The 19,973-nt window shown below is 72.0% G+C and carries 15 protein-coding genes; 8 read left to right on the top strand and 7 right to left on the bottom strand.

Annotation, left to right across the window (positions count from 1 at the left end):
* Positions 1 to 367 precede the first annotated feature (367 nt).
* The 4 genes from urtD to urtA all read right to left on the bottom strand — a co-directional run bounded on the left by urtD (position 368) and on the right by urtA (position 5,412).
* Entirely contained in the window at positions 368 to 1,258 is an 891-nt protein-coding gene (urtD, locus tag AACH11_RS02600) for an urea ABC transporter ATP-binding protein UrtD (protein ID WP_341372626.1), read from the bottom strand.
* Complete coding sequence (gene urtC, locus AACH11_RS02595; protein WP_341372625.1) at positions 1,255 to 2,391, bottom strand: urea ABC transporter permease subunit UrtC; 1,137 nt, start codon at positions 2,389 to 2,391, stop codon at positions 1,255 to 1,257. The genes urtD and urtC overlap by 4 nt, the downstream gene beginning before the upstream one ends.
* Before the next feature lie 19 nt (positions 2,392 to 2,410).
* A complete protein-coding gene (gene urtB, locus AACH11_RS02590) occupies positions 2,411 to 3,991 on the bottom strand; it encodes an urea ABC transporter permease subunit UrtB (RefSeq protein WP_341372624.1) in 1,581 nt (526 codons plus the stop codon).
* Positions 3,992 to 4,137: 146 nt separating this feature from the next.
* Entirely contained in the window at positions 4,138 to 5,412 is a 1,275-nt protein-coding gene (gene urtA, locus AACH11_RS02585) for an urea ABC transporter substrate-binding protein (protein WP_341372623.1), read from the bottom strand.
* A gap of 268 nt (positions 5,413 to 5,680) precedes the next feature.
* On the opposite strand from urtA, the gene AACH11_RS02580 reads away from it, so the two are divergent.
* Positions 5,681 to 6,574 carry a hypothetical protein gene (locus AACH11_RS02580; RefSeq protein WP_341372622.1) on the top strand — a complete coding sequence of 298 codons (894 nt, stop codon included), beginning with the start codon at positions 5,681 to 5,683 and terminating at the stop codon, positions 6,572 to 6,574.
* Between the two features lie 31 nt (positions 6,575 to 6,605).
* On the opposite strand, the gene AACH11_RS02575 is transcribed toward AACH11_RS02580, so the two are convergent.
* Together AACH11_RS02575 and AACH11_RS02570 are read right to left on the bottom strand one after the other, a co-directional pair.
* Positions 6,606 to 7,622 (bottom strand): response regulator, encoded by a 1,017-nt coding sequence (locus tag AACH11_RS02575; RefSeq protein ID WP_423228676.1) that lies wholly within the window; start codon positions 7,620 to 7,622, stop codon positions 6,606 to 6,608.
* Complete coding sequence (locus AACH11_RS02570; RefSeq protein WP_341372621.1) at positions 7,619 to 11,443, bottom strand: ATP-binding protein; 3,825 nt, start codon at positions 11,441 to 11,443, stop codon at positions 7,619 to 7,621. Before AACH11_RS02570 ends, AACH11_RS02575 begins: the two co-directional genes overlap by 4 nt.
* Before the next feature lie 354 nt (positions 11,444 to 11,797).
* Here AACH11_RS02570 and AACH11_RS02565 point away from each other — a divergent pair, with 354 nt between their 5' ends.
* The 7 genes from AACH11_RS02565 (at position 11,798) to AACH11_RS02535 (ending at position 18,045) form a co-directional block, all read left to right on the top strand.
* Complete coding sequence (locus AACH11_RS02565; protein ID WP_341372620.1) at positions 11,798 to 12,100, top strand: urease subunit gamma; 303 nt, start codon at positions 11,798 to 11,800, stop codon at positions 12,098 to 12,100.
* Positions 12,101 to 12,123: 23 nt separating this feature from the next.
* Positions 12,124 to 12,429 (top strand): urease subunit beta, encoded by a 306-nt coding sequence (locus AACH11_RS02560; protein ID WP_341372619.1) that lies wholly within the window; start codon positions 12,124 to 12,126, stop codon positions 12,427 to 12,429.
* Positions 12,430 to 12,492: 63 nt separating this feature from the next.
* Positions 12,493 to 14,232, top strand: coding sequence for an urease subunit alpha (gene ureC, locus AACH11_RS02555; protein ID WP_341372618.1), 1,740 nt, complete (start codon positions 12,493 to 12,495; stop codon positions 14,230 to 14,232).
* A gap of 29 nt (positions 14,233 to 14,261) precedes the next feature.
* Positions 14,262 to 15,143, top strand: a complete 882-nt coding sequence (ureE, locus tag AACH11_RS02550; RefSeq protein WP_341372617.1) for an urease accessory protein UreE — start codon at positions 14,262 to 14,264, stop codon at positions 15,141 to 15,143.
* Positions 15,144 to 15,161: 18 nt separating this feature from the next.
* Positions 15,162 to 15,881: an urease accessory protein UreF gene (locus tag AACH11_RS02545; protein ID WP_341372616.1), complete on the top strand. Its 720-nt coding sequence runs from the start codon at positions 15,162 to 15,164 to the stop codon at positions 15,879 to 15,881.
* Positions 15,882 to 16,237: 356 nt separating this feature from the next.
* Positions 16,238 to 16,897: an urease accessory protein UreG gene (ureG, locus tag AACH11_RS02540; protein WP_341372615.1), complete on the top strand. Its 660-nt coding sequence runs from the start codon at positions 16,238 to 16,240 to the stop codon at positions 16,895 to 16,897.
* A 107-nt stretch (positions 16,898 to 17,004) separates the two neighbouring features.
* On the top strand, positions 17,005 to 18,045 hold the full coding sequence (locus AACH11_RS02535; protein WP_423228675.1) for an extracellular solute-binding protein: 1,041 nt from the start codon (positions 17,005 to 17,007) through the stop codon (positions 18,043 to 18,045).
* Positions 18,046 to 18,158: 113 nt separating this feature from the next.
* On the opposite strand, the gene AACH11_RS02530 is transcribed toward AACH11_RS02535, so the two are convergent.
* Entirely contained in the window at positions 18,159 to 19,856 is a 1,698-nt protein-coding gene (locus tag AACH11_RS02530) for an ABC transporter permease (RefSeq protein ID WP_341372614.1), read from the bottom strand.
* Between the last annotated feature and the right edge of the window lie 117 nt (positions 19,857 to 19,973).

Genomic DNA, 19,973 nt, shown 5'->3' with positions numbered 1-19,973 from the left:
GGCGGCGGGGGTGGTGGGGGGGGGTGGGGGGGGGGGCGGTTCGCGCGCTGGGGCGGGAGCTTTCCCGGTCGCTTGACTCCGTGTCCCCCGACCTCCGTCCACCGGACGGAGGTCTCCTCCTTGACCTGCGTCAAGCGACCGGGAAAGCTCCCGCCCCCACCACCACCGGCGCCCTGCGCAGGACGAAATGCACGCATGCGCAAGCAGGTCACGGGGGCGCGGGTGGTCGGAACCCGAATGCCGCAGGTCAAGGAGGAGGCTTCAGTCCAGTGGACTGAAGCCGGGGGACACGGAGGCATCCGGGTTCCGGCCGCCCGCGCCCGGGCACCGACCGCCACACGTCCTCGCCCCGAACGCACAAGCACCCTCACCGGCCGAGGTAGACCTCGACCACCTTCTCGTTGGCCTGCACCTCGGACAGCAGCCCCTCGGCCAGCACCGAGCCCTCGTGCAGCACCGTCACCTTCTTGCGCCCCTCGGTCAGCTGGTCGACGAACTTCATGTCGTGCTCGACCACCACCAGCGAATGCTTGCCTTCGAGCGACAGGAAGAGCTCGGCCGTGCGCTCGGTCTCCTCGTCGGTCATGCCGGCCACCGGCTCGTCGAGCAGCAGCAGCTTCGGGTCCTGCATCAGCAGCATGCCGATCTCCAGCCACTGCTTCTGGCCGTGGCTCAGCAGACCGGCCTGGCGCTGGGCCTGGTCCCTCAGATGGATCGTCAGCAGCACCTCACCGATGCGGTCGAGCTGCGCGCCCGACAGACGGTGGAACAAGGCGGCCTGCACCCGGCGGTCACCGGCCAGCGCCAGCTCCAGGTTCTCGAACACGCTCAGTTCCTCGTAGACCGTCGGCTTCTGGAACTTGCGGCCGATGCCCACCTGCGCGATCTGCGGCTCGGACAGGCGCAGCAGGTCGATCGTCGAGCCGAAGGACGCCGTGCCGCTGTCGGGCCGGGTCTTGCCGGTGATGCAGTCCATCATCGTCGTCTTGCCCGCGCCGTTGGGGCCGATGATGCAGCGCAGCTCGCCCACGCCCACCTGCAGCGACAGCTTGTTCAGCGCACGGAAGCCGTCGAAGGTGACGGTGATGTCGTCCAGGTACAGCGCGATGCCGTGCGCGAAGTCCGGCTCGCCGAGCCGCGCCACGCGGCCCCAGGACGCGCTGCGGTCACCGCTCTCGGTGCGTTTGGCCGCGTCCGCCTGACGCGCCTCGTAGGCGGCGCGCCGCTGCGCGCCCTGCTCCATCAGATCCGGCGTCATGCCTGCTTCTCCGTGGCCTTGCGCAGCAGGCCGATGATGCCCTGCGGCAGGAACAGCGTCACCGCGATGAACAGCGCGCCCAGGAAGTACAGCCAGAACTCCGGGAAGGCCACGGTGAACCAGCTCTTGGCACCGTTGACGAAGACCGCGCCGATAATCGGCCCGATCAGGCTGGCCCGGCCGCCGACCGCGGTCCAGATCGCGATCTCGATCGAGGCGGCCGCGCTCATCTCGCTGGGGTTGATGATGCCGACCTGTGGCACGTACAGCGCGCCGGCCACCGCGCACATCACCGCGCTCAGGCACCAGATGCCCAGCTTGTAGGCCAGCGGGTTGTAGCCGGTGAACATCACCCGCGTCTCGGCATCGCGGATGGCCTGCAGCACGCGGCCGAACTTGCTGTGCACGATCCAGCGCCCCAGCAGGTAGAAGCCGATCAGCGTGCAGCCCGTCAGCGCGAACAGCAGCACCCGCATCTGCGGCGTGGCGATCGGCACGTCCAGGATGCGCTTGAAGTCGGTGAAGCCGTTGTTGCCGCCGAAGCCCGTCTCGTTGCGGAAGAACAGCAGCATGGCCGCGTAGGTCATCGCCTGGGTGATGATCGAGAAGTACACGCCCTTGATGCGCGAGCGGAAGGCGAACCAGCCGAAGACGAAGGCCAGCACGCCCGGCACCAGCACCACCAGCGCCATCTGGCCGATGAAGCTGTCGCTCCAGCTCCAGTGCCAGGGCAGTTCCTTCCAGTTCAGGAACACCATGAAGTCGGGCAGCTCGCTCTTGTACTGGCCGTCGGTGCCGATCTGGCGCATCAGGTACATGCCCATCGCGTAGCCGCCGAGGGCGAAGAACAGGCCGTGGCCCAGGCTCAGGATGCCGGTGTAGCCCCAGATCAGGTCCATCGCCAGCGCGCAGATCGCATAACAGAGGATCTTGCCGGCCAGGCTGACCGTGTAGTCGCTGACATGCAGCACGTGGCCCTCGGGCAGCGCCAGGTTGGCCAGCGGCACCAGCACGGCCACCACCAGCAGCGCGGCCAGCACCGCGCTCCAGCCGGCCGGTCCCAGCAGCAGGCCGCGGCGCGGCGTCAGCGGCGGCAGCAGCGTGCCGGCGGAATTCAGGCTCGTCGTCGTCATCGGTGGATCTCCCTTGCGCTCAGTGCTCGCGGCCCTTGACCGCGAACAGGCCCTGCGGCCGCTTCTGGATGAACACCACGATGAACACCAGCACCATGATCTTGGCCAGCACCGCGCCGGCCAGCCCCTCGAGCAGCTTGTTGAGCACGCCCAGGCCCAGGCCCGCCACCACCGTGCCCGCCAGCTGGCCGACGCCGCCCAGCACCACCACCATGAAGCTGTCGACGATGTAGCCCTGGCCCAGGTCCGGGCCGACGTTGCCGACCTGGCTGAGCGCACAGCCGGCCAGCCCGGCGATGCCCGCGCCGAGGGCGAAGGCGATCATGTCGACGCGGGCGGTGTTGACGCCCACGCAGGCGGCCATGCGGCGGTTCTGCGTCACGCCGCGCACGAACAGGCCCAGCCGCGTGCGGCCGATCAGCAGCGCCATGCCGGCCAGCACCAGGCCGGCGAAGACCAGGATGGCCAGCCGGTTGTAGGGCAGTACCAGATTGGGCAGGGCCTGGATGCCACCCGACAGCCAGGACGGGTTCTCGACGCCGACGTTCTGCGCGCCGAAGACCGAACGCACCGCCTGCATCAGCATCAGGCTGATGCCCCAGGTGGCCAGCAGCGTCTCCAGCGGCCGGCCGTAGAGCCAGCGGATCACGCTGCGCTCCAGGATGGCGCCGACCAGCGCGCTGCTGAGGAAGGCCACCGGAATGGCGGCCACGATGTACCAGTCGAAGGCGCCCGGCAGGTGTTCGCGGAACAGGTTCTGCACCACGTAGGTGGCGTAGGCGCCGATCATGATCAGCTCGCCGTGGGCCATGTTGATCACGCCCATCAGGCCATAGGTGATGGCCAGACCGAGCGCGGCCAGCAGCAGGATCGAGCCCAGGCTGATGCCGGTGAACAGCACGCCGGCACGCTCGCCCCAGGCCAGCGTGGCCTGCACGCGGTCGAGCGCGCCCTGCAGCGCGGCCTTGACCTGCGCATCACTTTCGGCGTTGAGCTGCTCCAGCAGCAGCGAGCGGGTCGACGGATCGGGCGCGGCCGCCAGCGCCTGCGCGGCGGCGATGCGCTTGGCCGGATCCTCGGCCGTGATCAGCACCTTGGCGCGCAGCAGCGCCAGCTCGGCCTTCAGGCCGGCATCGGTCTCGGCGGCCAGCGCCTGGTCGATCAGCGCCAGCTTCGACTCGTCGGCGCTGTCCTTGAGCGTGTCGACGGCCTGGCGGCGCACGGCGACATCGGCCGACTTCAGCGCCAGCGCGGCCACCGCGGCCTCCAGCTCGCCGCGCATGCGGTTGTTGTTGACCACGTCCTCGGCATCGGCCGGCAGCGTGGACAGCGCGCCGCTGGCGGCCTCGACGACCTTGTCGTCGCGCACGATGTAGGCCTTGCCGCCGGCGGTCCTGACCGCGTCGTCGAGCAGGGCCTGCACGAAGGGCACCAGGGCCGCGTCGCCGGCCTGCACGCGCTCGGCCAGCGCCTGCACGCGTTCATCGCTGTCGCCGGCGGCGATGGCGCCGGCCTGCTCGGGCGTCAGGGCATGGGCCGGCAGGCCCAGCAGTGCCGGAAGCGCCAGCAGCGCGGCACACAACAGTCGGGTCAGGCGCATGGAGTCGGGCGTGGGCCCACCGTCCGGCCAGCGCGTGGCGCGCCGGAGCGGACAGCAGGCGGTTGGAAATCGAACGGCATCAGGCCGGCGCCGGGCGAGCCGGTCCGGCCTGATGCGGGGACCGGCGAGGGGCGCCGGTCAGCCACTCACTTGGTGGCCGGAACGTTCTTCTTGCCCTTGTTCTCGGCGATGTAGTCGCTCCACGGGTCGGCCTGCACCGGGCCCTTGGTCTTCCACACCACGTTGAACTGGCCGTCGGCCTTGATCTCGCCGATGAACACCGGCTTCCACAGGTGGTGGTTCTCCTTGTCCATCGTCGACATGAAGCCGCCCGGGGCCTGGAAGGTCTGGCCGGCCATCGCCGCGATCACCTTGTCGGTGTCGACGGACTTGGCCTTGGCCGCGGCCTGGGCCCACATGTGGATGCCGATGTAGGTGGCCTCCATCGGGTCGTTGGTCAGCGGCTTGTCCTTGTGGCCGGCGATGTTCCTGGCCTTGGCATAGGCGCTCCACTTCTTCACGAACTCGGTGTTGGCCGGGCTCTTGATGCTCTGGAAGTAGTTCCAGGCCGCCAGGTGGCCGACCAGCGGCTTGGTGTCGACGCCGCGCAGTTCCTCCTCACCGACCGAGAAGGCCACCACCGGCACGTCCTTGGCCTTCAGGCCCTGGTTGCCGAGTTCCTTGTAGAAGGGCACGTTGGAGTCGCCGTTGATGGTCGAGACCACGGCGGTCTTCTTGCCCTCGGAGGCGAACTTCTTGATCTTGGCGATGATGGACTGGTAGTCGGAGTGGCCGAACGGGGTGTACTCCTCCAGGATGTCCTCGTCCTTGATGCCCTTGGCATGCAGGAAGGCGCGCAGGATCTTGTTGGTGGTGCGCGGGTAGACGTAGTCGGTGCCCAGCAGCACGAAGCGCTTGGCGCTGCCGCCGTCCTTGCTCATCAGGTATTCGACGGCGGGAATGGCCTGCTGGTTGGGCGCCGCGCCGGTGTAGAACACGTTCTTGCTCAGCTCCTCGCCCTCGTACTGCACGGGGTAGAACAGCAGGCTGTTGAGCTCCTCGTAGACCGGCAGCACCGACTTGCGGCTGACCGAGGTCCAGCAGCCGAAGGTCACGGCCACCTTGTCCTTGCTGATCAGCTGGCGCGCCTTCTCGGCGAACAGCGGCCAGTTCGACGCCGGATCGACGACCACCGGCTCCAGCTTCTTGCCCAGCACGCCGCCCTTGGCGTTGATCTCGTCGATGGCCATCAGGGCCACGTCCTTGAGCACCGTCTCGGAGATCGCCATCGTGCCCGACAGCGAGTGCAGGACACCGACCTTGATCGTGTCATCAGCGGCATGGGCCGGGGCGAGGCTCAGGCTGGCGCCGAGGGCGACGGCGCTGAGGGCGGCGGTGAAGCTGCGGCGGGAAGCGTGCATGTCGAGAGGCTCCTGTGGGTCCGGTGTCCGCGGGGCCGGGGCCGGCACCGCGGGGATGGATGTGTTGGCGACGTGACGGAGTCTGGGCGCGCGCTCCTGCGGCAGCCATACGACAGGCTGCGTATGCCGGCCGTCACGCCCGGCTGGTGACAAACATGCGACGGCGTCACAAGCGGTGAACGGCGGGTGGGCGGCCGTGGTCCCGACTGCCAGAATGATCCGCAGACGGTCGCGCACGGGTGCGGCCCATCCGATCAAGCCGTACGCGATGACCCTCCCCGTGACCGCCCTGCTGCCCCTGGCCCTGGCGCTGCTGTTGATCAGCGCGCTGGGCTTCGACCTGCTGCGCCGGCTGGGCAACGGCCGCAAGCCGCGGGCCGAGGGCCTGCGCCGCCCACCGGGCGCGGCGCGCGGCACGCGCCCGGCACGCCAGGGCGAGGCCGGTGGCAGCCGGCGGCCGGCGAGCGGCCCCTCGGCCACGGGCCAGCACCGCCGCACGCTGGCCGCCCCGCCGTGCCCTCCCACGGCCACGCCCTCGCCCGGGGCGCTGGCGGGCCCCCGCGGGGGCGCCGCCAGTGCGCGGCCGGACGACCCCAGGGCGGCCGCCGCAGCGCGGACAGCCCGGCGCCCGCTGGAGACCGTCGATCTGCCCCTCGATCTGCCGGTCATGCCGCCGGCCGCGGCCACACCGCCCGGCCGCGCCGACCGGCCCGTCCGTGCACGGGCCGAAGGCCCCGCCGTGCCGCCGACCACCGCCGCCGCGCCGGGCCCTGAGATCGGGCGTCAGGCCGCGACGGCATCCGTGGCCACGGCCCGCGGCGGTGCCACGCCCACGCCGCCACCGCACTGGCGGCCGCCACCGCGGGCCAACGACAGCCGCTTCGACAGCCGCTGGAACAGCAGCCTGCTCGACAGCCGCTGGCTCAACCTGTCGGTACGGGCGAGCGACGCGACGCCGCACGACCGCCGCCGGCCCGCCGCACCGGTGCTGCCCTTCCACCGGCGCCAGCCCGGCGCCTGGAGCCTGGCGGCGGCCGGCCAGGGCGTGCAGCCCACGCTGGAGCCCCGCTGGGACGAAGGCCCGGCGCGCAGCGACGCGGGCCCGCAGACGCTGCCGCTGCGCAGGGCCGGCGCCACGCAGCGCCGCCAGCCCCCCCGCTGAGCCGCGGCACCCGCGGCCCGGCCCCCGCGCCTCAGCGCGGCCGGGCGGCCGCCCGCGCGCCGATGCCCAGCGCCATGCCGGCCGCCGCGGTGCGCGTCTCGACGCCGAGCTTCTCGAAGATGTGCTCCATGTGCTTGGTGACGGTGCGCGGCGACATGCCCAGGATGTCGGCGATGTCGCGGTTGGTCTTGCCGCGCGCCACCCACAGCAGCACCTCGGCCTCGCGCGCGGTCAGCCGCCAGGCCTGGGCCAGCGCCTCCAGCTGGGCCGCGTCGTCGGTGGCGGTGGCCACCACCAGCCACTCGCCGGTCGGCGTGGCGCCACCGGCGGCGGCCGGCTCACCCACCGCAGCGTCGGGCAGGGCGTGCAGTTGCAGCGTCAGGCGGCGCGGGCCGCGCTGCAGCACCAGCGACTGACCCGGCTGGCCGTGGGCGGTCTCGCGCCGCGCCCAGTCACAGAGCTCAGCGGGCGCATGGTCGCCATGCGGCCCCAGGAACTCGGCCAGCAGCTCGCGCGCCAGCGCGGTCTGCCAGACCAGCCGGCCGTCGCGCGGGCGCAGCACCGCCGTCGCATGGCCGAAGGCGTCGAGCGCCAGATGGGCCTGGGCCTGGGCCCGTGCATGGCGGGCATGGGCGGCGATGCGGGCCAGCACCTCGCGCGGCTGGATCGGCTTGGTCACGTAGTCGACGCCGCCGGCCGCATAGGCCTGGACCACGCGGTCGGTCTCGGTGTAGGCCGTCATGAAGACGATCGGGATCGCGGCCGTGGCCGGATCGGCCTTGAGCCGGCGCGCCACCTCGAAGCCGTCCATGCCCGGCATCATCGCGTCCAGCAGCACGATGTCGGGCTGGGCCTGGCGGGCGCGGGCCAGCGCGCCGGGGCCGTCGGTGGCCACCAGCACCGCATGGCCGGCGTCATCGAGCGCGTCGTGCAGCAGGCTCAGGTTGTCGGGCACGTCATCGACGATGAGCACGACCTTGGCCTCGACCGCGGCGAGCGTGGCCGGGCGCGGGGGCGGGAGCGCGGACGGATCCTCAGGAGGGTTCACGGGGCGGACGGACGGTGGGCCGTGGGGGCGGCCGATTGTGCAGGCTGGGCCGGACCCTCGGCCGCATCTTCGGCCGGGCCGTCGGCCGGCGCAGGCCCGGCCGGCGGGGTGGGTGCGGCCGCCCGGGCCTCGCCTTCACGCGCGATCTGCTCGGCCAGCGTGTCGAGCTGGAAGCCGCGGGCCAGCGCGCGCCAGCGCTGCAGCAGCGCGGCCTCGGCCGGATGGGCCGCCTCCAGCGCGTCGAGCTGGCGCAGGATGCCGCGCAGATAACCCAGCCGCACCGGCTCGTCCAGCGTCAGCAGGGCAGCGGCGTCCAGGGCGGCGGAACGCACCTCGGGATGGCCGTCAGGTGGCCCGTCAGGCGACCCGTCGGTAGGCCCCGCGGGCGACGCCACGGCGGCGGCCGGCACGGCCGCCGGCGCCTCGCGCCGCCAGTCGACCGCCAGCCGCCGCTGCAGCCAGCCCAGCAGCTCGTCCATGCGCACCGGCTTGACGAGGAAGTCGGCCGGGCTGATGCCCAGGTCGTTGTCCAGCCCCTTGTCGAAGGCGTTGGCCGAGACGATGGCCACCGGCGCGTCGGTCAGGTGCCGCGCACGCAGCTGGCGCAGCGTGGTCCAGCCGTCGATGCCCGGCATCGCCAGATCGAGGAAGACGGCGTCGAACGGCGGCCGGGCGGTGTCGGCCAGGCGCGCCAGCGCGGCCTCGCCGGATCCGGCCTGCTCGATGACGAAGCCCAGCGGGGCCAGACGGTCGGCCAGCAGCCGGCGGTCGGCCTCCTCGTTGTCGACCACCAGCAGGCGGCGGGCCGGGCCGGCATGGCCGGTGATGCGCGCCAGGCCCGCCGCGGCGCGCGGACGTGCCCGGGCCGTCAGCGCCGGCAGGTACAGCCGCACGGTGAAGCAGCTGCCCACGCCGGGCGTCGAGCGCACCGTCAGCTCGCCGCCCATCAGCTCGGTCAGCATGCGGGCGATGGTCAGGCCCAGGCCGGTGCCGGTGGTGGCGTTGCCGCCGGCCGAGCGGCCGCGCTCGAAGGGCTCGAAGACGCGCTGCAGCTCGTCGGCGCCCATGCCGGGGCCGCTGTCCTCGATCTCGAAGCGGGCCATCTCGCGCGCATGCTCGACGCGGAAGCGCACCTGGCCGGCGCGGGTGAACTTCACCGCGTTGCCCAGCAGGTTGATCAGGATCTGGCGCAGCCGCTTCTCGTCGGCCCGCACCCGCGCCGGCAGCGTGCCGATCACCCGGTGCTCGAAGCCCAGGCCGCGGGCGGCCGCCTGCGGGCTGAACATGTGGGCCAGCTCGTCGACGATGGCCGGCAGATCCAGCGGCGCGCTCTCCAGCGCGAGACGGCCGCTCTCGATGCGGGCGATGTCCAGCGTGCCCTCGATCAGGCTCAGCAGGTGGTCACCGCCGCGACGGATGACGTGGATGGCCTCGCGCCGGTGGGGCGGGATGGCGGGATCGTCCTCCAGCAGCTGGGCATAGCCGAGGATGCTGTTGAGCGGCGTGCGCAGCTCGTGGCTGATGGTGGTGATGTAGCGGCTCTTGGCCTGGTTGGCCGCGTCGGCCTGGGCCTTGGCCTGCTGCAGCGCGGCGTCGGTGCGCTGGTGGGAGGCGATCTCGTGGCGCAGCTCCTCGGTCTGGCGGTTCAGGCGCAGCGTCTGCGCGTGCAGGGCCTGGGTCTGGCGCCGGGTCTCGGCCTGGGCCAGCTCGCGGCTGCGCTGGGCCAGCACCAGCCACCACAGCAGCATGCCGGCGGCCAGCAGCAGCACGAAGAAGGCCTGCAGCAGGCCGTTGCGCAGCAGCGGTGCAACCACGGCCACATCGGCCGCCGCCCCCGCGCGCAGGCTGCGCAAGGCCAGCGCATAGAGCGCCCAGAACAGGCCGGCCAGCGCCGGCACCACCAGCGCCAGCAGCATCAGGTAGTGGGCCAGGCCGCTGTCGAGCTGCTGCGCCATCGACGGCGGCAGCAGGCGCTGCAGCAGCCGCTGCCACTGGGCCGACAGCCGCGCCTGCGGCTTGCACAGATCGCCGCAGCGGGCGTCCAGCGTGCAGCACAGGCTGCAGATCAGGCCGCCGTAGGCCGGACAGGCGGCCATGTCCTCGGGCTCGAACTCGCCCTCGCAGACCGCGCAGCGGCGCAGCAGCCGGCCGGCCAGCGGTGCGCCGTCGTGCGCATCGGCGGCCGCCAGCGTGACGGCCGAGGCTGGCCGCCCCTGCGGCGTGCCCAGCAGGCGCAGCTGCAGCTCGCGCGCCGCCCGCGTGCGCGGCGCCAGATAGAAGCGCCCGCCGGTGGCCCAGGCCAGCAGCGGCGCGACCAGCATCGCCACCCCGGCGGCGATCATGGCCGACCACGCCTGGGCCAGCGGCCCGAAGGCGCCCAGGTGCGCCGCCACCGACAGCACCGAGGCCACGCCCATCGCACCCACGCCCACCGGGTTGATGTCGACCAGATGCGCGCGCCGGAACTCGATGCCCGGCGGGCTCAGGCCCAGCGGCTTGCTGATCACCAGATCGGCCACCACGGCCATGATCCAGGCGATCGCGATGTTGCTGTAGAGGCCGAGCACATGGCCCAGCGCCTGAAACACGTCCATCTCCATCAGCACCAGCGCGATCAGCGTGTTGAACACGACCCAGACCACGCGCCCCGGATGGCTGTGGGTGATGCGCGAGAAGAAGTTGCTCCAGGCCAGCGAGCCGGCATAGGCGTTGGTAACGTTGATCTTGAGCTGCGAGACGACGACGAACAGCGCCGTGGCCGCCACCGCCCAACCGTAGTGCGGGAACACGTATTCCCAGGCCGCCAGGTACATCTGGTTGGGATCGACCGCGCGCTCGGCCGGCAGGCTGTGGGCCAGCGCCAGACCGGCCAGCAGCACGCCGGCCAGCATCTTCGCCACGCCCGGCAGCACCCAGCCGGGGCCGCCCATCAGCACCGCGCCCCACCAGGCCAGGCGCGCGCGCTGCGGCCGGCGCCAGAAGGCCCAGCGCGGCCCGGCCGCCGCCGGCGCGGGCGGCGGCTGCTCGGGCATGAAGCGCAGGTAGTCGGCCTGCTCGCCCATCTGCGTGATCAGCGCCATGCCCACCGTCAGCGCGGCACCGAAGCCCACCGCGCTGAAGCCGGCCGTGCCCGACTGCGTGCCGGCCCGCGCGGCGATGCCGGCGAGCTCCGGCGGCCCGAGCCACAGCAGCCAGGCCAGCGGCATCACCAGCAGCGCCAGCCACAGCGGCTGGGTCCAGACCTGCAGCCGGCTGATCGCCGTCACGCCGTGGGTGACCAGCGGGATCACCACCAGCGCGCAGATGCCGTAGCCCCAGGATGGCGGGATGTCGAAGGCCAGCTCCAGCGCGTAGGCCATCACCGCGGCCTCGAGCGCGAAGAAGATGAAGGTGAAGCTGGCGTAGATCAGCGAGGTGATGGTCGAGCCGAGGTAGCCGAAGCCCGCGCCGCGCGTCAGCAGGTCCATGTCCACGCCGTGGCGCGCGGCATAGACGCTGATCGGCCAGCCGGCCAGCAGGATGATCAGGCCGGTGGCCAGGATGGCGGCCACGGCATTGAAGAAGCCGTGCTCGACCAGCAGCGTCGCCCCCACCGCCTCCAGGATCAGGAAGCTGGCCGCGCCGAAGGCGGTGTTGGCCACGCGCCAGGAACTCCAGCGGCGGAAGCCCCGCGGCGTGAAGCGCAGCGCGTAGTCCTCCATCGACTCGCGGGCGACCCAGCTGTTGTAGTCGCGGCGGAAGGCGATGACCTGCTGCGGCGGCTCGGTGGCCGCCGTCGCGTCGGCGGACGGCGCGGCGCTGCGCGGCAAGGACGTGGACATGCACCGGATGTACAAGATCCGCACCAGCGCCCCCGCCACACGCGCACCAGCATCGGGCAACGGACCGGCCATTCCGTTTGGCGCGATCCTCATCACGCACCATGACGGCGCCAGACAGCCCCGACAAGGTGCATCACGCACCCGATCAGGACCCTCGCCCGGCCCACACGGTCCGTCCGCCCGCCAGGGCCGCCGCCGCGCCGGGCCGGACACGGACGCCGCCGCCGACGTCGCGCCATACGCAGGTTTGCGGGGCGATGGCACACCTCTTGCGCGCTATCCTGCGCAGACCGCCCGGGGCGGACCGGCCGGCGCGCCGGCCGCACCACGGCCCCGAACCCCGAGCCCGCCACCATGGACCTGACCCCGCGCGAGAAAGACAAGCTGCTGATCTTCACCGCCGCGCTGCTGGCCGAGCGCCGCAAGGCCCGCGGCCTGAAGCTCAACCATCCCGAGTCGGTGGCCCTGATCACCGCGGCGATCCTGGAAGGCGCACGCGACGGCAAGACCGTCGCCCAGCTGATGAGCGAGGGCAAGACCGTGCTGGCCCGCGCCGACGTGATGGACGGCGTGGCCGAGATGATCCCCGAGATCCAGGTCGAGGCCACCTTCCCGGACGGCACCAAGCTGGTCACCGTCCACCAGCCGATCGCCTGACCGCGAACCCGAGGAGCCTCCCCATGATCCCAGGCGAACTGCTGACCGACGACGGCGAGATCGAGCTCAACCCCGGCCGCCCGGTGACCGCGCTGGTGGTGCACAACACCGGCGAGCGGCCGATCCAGGTCGGCTCGCACTACCACTTCGCCGAGACCAATGCCGCGCTGGCCTTCGACCGCGACATCGCCCGCGGCCAGCGGCTGAACATCGCCAGCGGCACCGCCGTGCGCTTCGAGCCGGGCCAGCAGCGCACGGTCGAGCTGGTGCCCATCGGCGGCAACCGCGTGATCTACGGCTTCCGCGGCCAGGTCCAGGGCCCGCTGTGAGCCGGGGCGCCCGCCGGCGCCCACCTTTTCCGCTCCCCCCACACGACGACGACAGGAACCGAGATGGCCACCCTGGGCAAGCGCGCCTATGCCGAGATGTACGGACCCACCGTGGGCGACCGCCTGCGCCTGGCCGACACCGCGCTGATCCTCGAGGTCGAGGACGACCTGACGCTGCGCGCCGGCGGCTACGGCGAGGAAGTGAAGTTCGGCGGCGGCAAGACCATCCGCGACGGCATGGGCCAGAGCCAGGTGCCCAACGGCCCCGGCACGCGCGAGGCCTGTGACCTGGTCGTCACCAACGCCGTCATCGTCGACCACTGGGGCATCGTCAAGGCCGACATCGGCATCAAGGGCTCGCGCATCGTGGGCATCGGCAAGGCCGGCAACCCCGACACCCAGCCCGGCGTCGACCTGGTCATCGGCCCGGGCACCGAGATCCTGTCGGCCGAGGGCCTGATCGTCACGCCCGGCGGCATCGACACCCACATCCACTTCATCTGCCCGCAGCAGATCGACGAGGCCCTCAATTCGGGCATCACGACGATGATCGGCGGCGGCACCGGGCCGGCCACCGGCACCTTCGCCACCACCTGCACGCCGGGGCCGGAGAACCTGCGCCGCATGCTGCTGGCGGCCGACGCCTTCCCGATGAACCTGGGCTTCCTGGGCAAGGGCAACGCCAGCCGTCCGGCCGCGCTCAAGCAGCAGATCGAGGCCGGCGCCATCGGCCTGAAGCTGCACGAGGACTGGGGCACGACGCCGGCGGCCATCGACTGCTGCCTGTCGGTGGCCGAGGACACCGACACCCAGGTCGCGATCCACACCGACACGCTCAACGAGAGCGGCTTCGTCGAGGACACGATCGAGGCCTTCAAGGGCCGCACGATCCACAGCTTCCACACCGAAGGCGCCGGCGGCGGCCATGCGCCCGACATCATGAGGGTGGTCGGCGAGGCCAACGTGCTGCCGTCGTCCACCAACCCGACGCGGCCCTACACCGTCAACACCATCGACGAGCATCTGGACATGCTGATGGTGTGCCACCACCTGGACGCCGGCATCGCCGAGGACCTGGCCTTCGCCGAGAGCCGCATCCGCCGCGAGACCATCGCCGCCGAGGACATCCTGCATGACCTGGGCGCGATCAGCATGTTCAGCTCGGACAGCCAGGCCATGGGCCGGGTGGGCGAGGTGATCATCCGCACCTGGCAGACCGCGCACAAGATGAAGCTGCAGCGCGGTGCGCTCGACGAGCCCGGCCTGGTCGACGGCCTGCGCCACGACAACGCACGGATCAAGCGTTATGTGGCCAAGTACACGATCAACCCGGCACTCGCCCACGGCATCGCGCACGAGGTCGGCTCGATCCGTGCCGGCAAGTGGGCCGACCTGGTGCTGTGGCGTCCGGCCTTCTTCGGCGTCAAGCCCAGCGTGATCGTCAAGGGCGGCTTCATCGCCTCGGCCGCGATGGGGGATCCCAACGCCAGCATCCCGACGCCGCAGCCGGTGCACTTCCGGCCGATGTTCGGTGCCCACGGCCGGGCGGTCGGCGCGGGCTCGCTGACCTTCGTCAGCCGGCCGTCGATGGCCCTCGGCCATGCCGAGCGCCTGGGCCTGTCGAAGACCCTGTCGGCCGTGCGCGGCTGCCGCACGGTGCGCAAGGCCGACATGGTCCACAACGGCTATGCACCGGTGATGGAGATCGACGCCCAGACCTACCAGGTGCGCGCCGACGGCCGCCTGCTGACCTGCGAGCCGGCGGTCGAGCTGCCGATGGCCCAGCGCTACTTCCTGTTCTGAGGCGGACGCCGGCGCGCCACAATCGCCCCATGCTGACCGTCAACAAGCTGATCCCGCAGGGCCGTGGCCTGGCCCAGGTGCTGCTCAAGCGCGCGCCGTCCGTCGAACTGGACTGGGACGTGCGCCAGAAGAGCCGCTTCGATGCCACCGACAGCGCCGGCCGCACGCTGGCCGTGTTCCTGCCGCGCGGCACCGCCGTGCGCGGCGGTGACGTGCTGGTGGCCGAGGACGGCTCGCTGGTGCGCGTGATCGCCGCGCCGCAGGCGGTGCTGGTGGTGCGCCACTGCACCGCACACGGCACGCCGTTCGACCTGCTGCGCGCTGCCTACCACCTGGGCAACCGCCATGTGCCGCTGCAACTGGCGCCGGACCACCTGAAGCTCGAACCCGACCATGTGCTGGCCGACATGCTGCGCCAGAACCACCTGATCGTGACCGAGGCGCAGGACGGCTTCGACCCCGAGGGCGGGGCCTATGGTCAGGGCGGGCACGGGCACGCACACCCGCACGCGGGCGACCACGACCACGACCACGGGCATGCCCCTGGCCACGGCTTCCACGCGCATGACCCAGCGCATGACCCTGCACACGATGGCCATGCGCACCACGATCATGGCCAGGGCCATGTGCACGGCCCGGACTGCGACCATGGTCACGACCACGCCCCGGCACCGGTCGCGGTGCCGATCAGCCGCATCCAGCGCGGTGGCCGCGCCAGCGTGCCGGTGGCTGCCGCCACGCCCCACGTGCACGGCCCCGGCTGCAACCACGGGCATGACCATGGCCACGATCACGGTCACGGTCACGCCCATGCCCCGGCCGCCACGCCGGCTGCCGGCGACGCGGGCCAGCCGGCGCAGGGCCATGCCCAGGGCCACGTGCACGGTCCCGGCTGCGGCCACGAGCACTGAGCGCCGGTCACCCCGCCCATGCCCCGCGTGCGTGATCCGCGGCCCGCGCTGCCGCCGTCGGCCCTGCTGCGCCTGATCTGGCTGGCCTCGCCGGCCCTGCCGGTGGGCGGCTTCAGCTATTCCGAGGGCCTGGAGGCCGCGGTCGAGCACGGCCGTGTCGACGGCGAGGCCGCCGCCCGCCAATGGCTGCTCGACCAGATGCGTCTGCAGCAGGCGCGCGGCGAATGGCCGCTGGTGGCCAGCGCGGCCCGGGCCTGGGCACGCGGCGACCTGACGGCGGTGGCCGAGGCCAACCGCTGGGTGCTCAGCACCCGCGAGACCGCCGAGCTGCGCCAGCAGGCCGAGCAGATGGGCCGCTCGCTGGCCGACTGGCTGCGCCAGCGCTGGCCCGACGACCCACGGCCGGCCCGGCTGGCCGCGCTCGGTCCGGCGCCGGCCTGGGGCACGTCGCTCGGCCTGGCGCTGGCCCTCAGCGGCGCACCGCTGCGCGAGGCGCTGATGGCGGTGGGCTTCGGCTGGGCCGAGAACATGGTGCAGGCCGCGGTCAAGGCCGTGCCGCTGGGCCAGGCCGGTGGCCAGCGCCTGCTCGACGCGCTGGTCGACGCGCTGCCGGCCGCCGTCGACGAGGCGCTGGACCGCGCCCGCCACGGCGAGGCCCAGCGCATCAACTTCTCGCCAATGCTGGCCGTGCTGTCGGCCCGCCACGAGGCGCAGTACTCGCGGCTGTTCCGCAGCTGAAGACCGCGGGCGCGGGGCCCCGGCCTACCACCCGCCGCCCGCTGCCCGGCGCTGTCACACGCAGCGATACCCACGGGCAACATCGGCGCAACGTCGGCCGCGCAACATCCGTATCGCGCGTCGAGGCCCGGTCTCCCCCCGCTTCGAAACGGCGGCGGCTGCTCCTCCCTCCCTCCTGGTGGCCCCGCCTACCGTCCACGACGCGCACCCCCATCCCTGACGGCCGACCCCGGAACCCTCCGGCGTCGGCCGTCGTCCTTTCCGGCACGGACATCGGCATCGGCAGGCCAGGCACGCGCCCTGCTACGCTGGACGCACCCTGATCCACCCCGCGGCCGCCCGGCCGCCCTGCCCGCATGTCCGCCCTGCACGCCATTCCCGGTCGAACCAAGAAACTCCCCCCGCTGCGCGTCGGTGTCGGCGGGCCGGTGGGCTCCGGCAAGACCACGCTGGTCGAGATGCTGTGCAAGACGATGCGCGACAAGTGGGACCTGGTCGTCGTCACCAACGACATCTACACCAAGGAAGACCAGCGCCTGCTGACGGTGGCCGGCGCGCTCGACCCCGAGCGCATCATGGGCGTGGAGACCGGCGGCTGCCCGCACACCGCCATCCGCGAGGACGCCTCGATCAACCTCGAAGCCGTCGACCGCATGCTGGCCAAGTTCCCGGAGGCCGACATCGTCTTCATCGAGAGCGGCGGCGACAACCTGGCCGCCACCTTCAGCCCCGAGCTGTCGGACCTGACGATCTACGTCATCGACGTGGCCGCCGGCGAGAAGATCCCGCGCAAGGGCGGCCCCGGCATCACCAAGAGCGACCTGTTCGTGATCAACAAGACCGACCTGGCGCCGCATGTGGGCGCCGATCTGGCGGTCATGGAAGCCGACACCCGGCGCATGCGCCCGGACCACGCCGGCCGCCGGCCCTACGTGATGAGCAATCTGCGCACGAAGCAGGGCCTGGACCAGGTGGTGCGCTTCATCGAGACGCGCGGGCTGCTGCAGCCGGCCTGACGGGGCATCGGCCCACGGCCGGGTCGAGCTCTGTCGGCCCGGCCATTGATGCGAATCGTTCTCGTTATACTGGATTCCCCCAGTCGAACCGGAACCGTTTCGCCATCATGTCCCACGCTGTCCTGCCCCGTCGCACGCTGCTGTCCGCGGCCCTGCTGTCCGCCTCGCTGATGGGTGCACCGAGCGCCCAGGCCCAGGAGCCGGTGCTGAACATCTACTCGGCACGGCACTACCAGACCGACGAGGCGCTGTACGGCAACTTCACCAAGACCACCGGCATCAAGATCAACCGGCTGGACGGCAAGGAAGAGGAACTGGTCGAGCGCATCCGCAACGAGGGCAAGTCCAGCCCGGCCGACATCCTGATCACGGTCGACGCCGCGCGCCTGGAGTTCGCCGACGGTCTCGGCCTGTTCGCGCCGATCACCAGCAAGGTGCTGGAGGCGCGCGTGCCGGACCAGCTGCGCACGCCGACCTGGATCGCCTTCTCCACCCGCGCCCGGGTCATCGTCTACAACAAGGCGCTGGTCAAGAAGGAGCAGGTGCAGAACTACCTGGATCTGGCCGCACCGGCGATGAAGGGCATGGTCTGCGTGCGCTCGGGCAGCCACCCCTACAACATCTCGCTGGGCGCGGCGATGATCGCCCACGAGGGTGAGGCCAGGACCGAGGCCTGGGCCAAGGGCCTGGTGGCCAACTTCGCCCGCGCCCCCAAGGGCGGCGACACCGACCAGATCAAGGCCGTGGCCGCCGGCGAGTGCGGCGTGGCGATCTCCAACAGCTACTACCTGGCCCGCATGCTGCGCAGCACCAAGAGCGAGGACCAGCAGGCGATGAGCCGCGTGGCCATCGTCTGGCCGAACCAGGCCAGCTGGGGCACGCACATCAACGTCTCGGGCGCCGGCGTGCTCAAGCACGCGCCGAACAAGGCCGCCGCGCTGAAGTTCATGGAGTACCTGGCCAGCGACGAGGCCCAGCGCTACTTCGCCGACGGCAACAACGAGTGGCCGGTGGTCAAGAGCGCCGCGGTCGAGAACCCGGCCCTCAAGGCCATGGGCGAGTTCAAGCCCGATGCGCTGCCGGTGGAGAACCTGGCCAAGACCACGGTCCAGGCACAGAAGGTGTTCGACCGCGCAGGCTGGAAGTGATGCCGGCGGAGCCGGTCCGCGGGCCGGCTCCGGACCGCTGAAGTGAGGATGCGACGGGCCCTGCGGGGCCCGTCGTCGTTCCTGGCCCGGCCGGGCTGCCGGTCTGCCGGACCTCAGTGGCCCGCGGCCCCACGTCCGCTGGCAACCTGACGGCAGATCAGCACCAGCGGCAGCAGACCGACGACGACGATGGCCAACGCCGCGGTCGAGGCCTCGGTCAGGCGCTCATCCGAGGCCAGCGTGTAGGTCTGCGTGGCCAGGGTGTCGAAGTTGAACGGACGCATCACCAGCGTGGCGGGCAGCTCCTTCATCACGTCGATGAAGACCAGCAGGCCGGCCGTCAGCGCGCTGCCGCGCAGCAGCGGCAGGTGCACCCGCCACAGCGTCTGCGCCGGGCTGTGGCCGAGGCTGCGGGCGGCCGCGTCCATGTTGGGCGTGATGCGGCCCAGGCCATCGTCGACCGCCTGCATCGCGGCCGTCAGGTAACGCACCACGTAGGCATACACCAGCGCACCGACACCACCGGTCAGCAGCAGGCCCGGATGGGCACCGGACCAGCGCTCGACCAGATCGCCCAGCAGGTGATCCAGCTGCGTCACCGGGATCAGGATGCCGACGGCGATCACCGAGCCGGGCACCGCGTAGCCCAGGCCGGCACCGCGATGGGCCAGCGCCATCAGCCGGCCGCGGTGCAGCCGCGCGGCATAGCCGATCAGCAGCGCCAGCGCCACCGCCACCACGGCGGCGGCCAGCGCCAGCGTCACGCTGTGCTGGGCCAGCGTCAGGAAGCGCAGGCCGAACTGCGTGTCGCCCTCGCTCAGGGCCATGTGCATCAACACGCCGCCGGGCAGCAGGAAGCCGCCGGCCAGCGGCAGCAGGCAGGCCAGCGTGGCCAACAGTGCCGTCGCGCCGTGCAAGGGCACACGGGCCGCGCCGCTGCGCCGCAGCGTGGTCTCGTGGAAGCGGCGGCCGCCGCGGCTCAGGCGCTCCAGCAGCAGCAGCAGCATGACGAAGCCCAGCAGCGCCATGGCCAGCTGCGCGGCCGCATGGCGGTCGCCCAGCGAGAACCAGGCACGGTAGATGCCGGTGGTGAAGGTCTGCACGCCGAAGTAGCTGACGGTGCCGAAGTCGGCCAGCGTCTCCATCAGCGCCAGCGCGACGCCGCCGACGATGGCCGGCCGCGCCAGCGGCAGGCTGACGCGCAGGAAGCCCTGCCACGGCGTCAGGCCCAGCGAGCGGGCGACCTCGATCATGCCGCCGGCCCGCTCCAGGAAGGCGGTGCGCGCCAGCAGGTAGACATAGGGGTAGAGCACGAGGCTGAACATCGCCACCGCGCCACCGGTCGAACGCACGTCGGGGAACCAGTAGTCGGCCCGCGTCCAGCCGAAGGTCTCGCGCAGCGCCGTCTGCACCGGGCCGACGAACTGCAGCAGATCGGTGTAGGTGTAGGCCATCACGTAGGCCGGCATGGCCAGCGGCAGCACCAGCGCCCATTCCAGCGTCGCGCGGCCGGGAAAGGCGTGGCGCGTGACCAGCCAGGCCGAACCGACACCCAGCGCCGACACGCCGAGCCCCACGCCCAGGCACAGCCACAGCGTGGTGACGATGTAGTCGGGCAGCACGGTCGAGGCCAGATGGGCCCAGGTCCCGGCCTGCGCCCCACCGAACAGCGACATCGCCACCGCCAGGATCGGCGCCAGCACCGCCAGTGCGGTCAGGCCGGCCAACAAGGGCAAGCCGGCCGGACGCGGCCAGCGGCGCACGGCCCCGGTGTCGACGGAAGGCGTGGGGACGGTGAGGCTGACGGTCACGGCAGGAAGCCCGGTGGCGAAGGGGAACGGCTCTGGCGGCCGCTGGCGGCCACGGACGCGATCCGCGTTGTGAGTGAGAATGGATTGCGTCTGTAACGCCGTCCGGAAGTCTAGCGG

The sequence above is a fragment of the Pseudaquabacterium rugosum genome (genome assembly GCF_038066575.1).
GTDB classification, from domain to species: Bacteria; Pseudomonadota; Gammaproteobacteria; order Burkholderiales; family Burkholderiaceae_C; genus Pseudaquabacterium; species Pseudaquabacterium rugosum.
The sequence above is the reverse complement of the archived record's forward strand: the minus strand, read 5'-3'. Positions and strand labels throughout refer to the sequence as shown.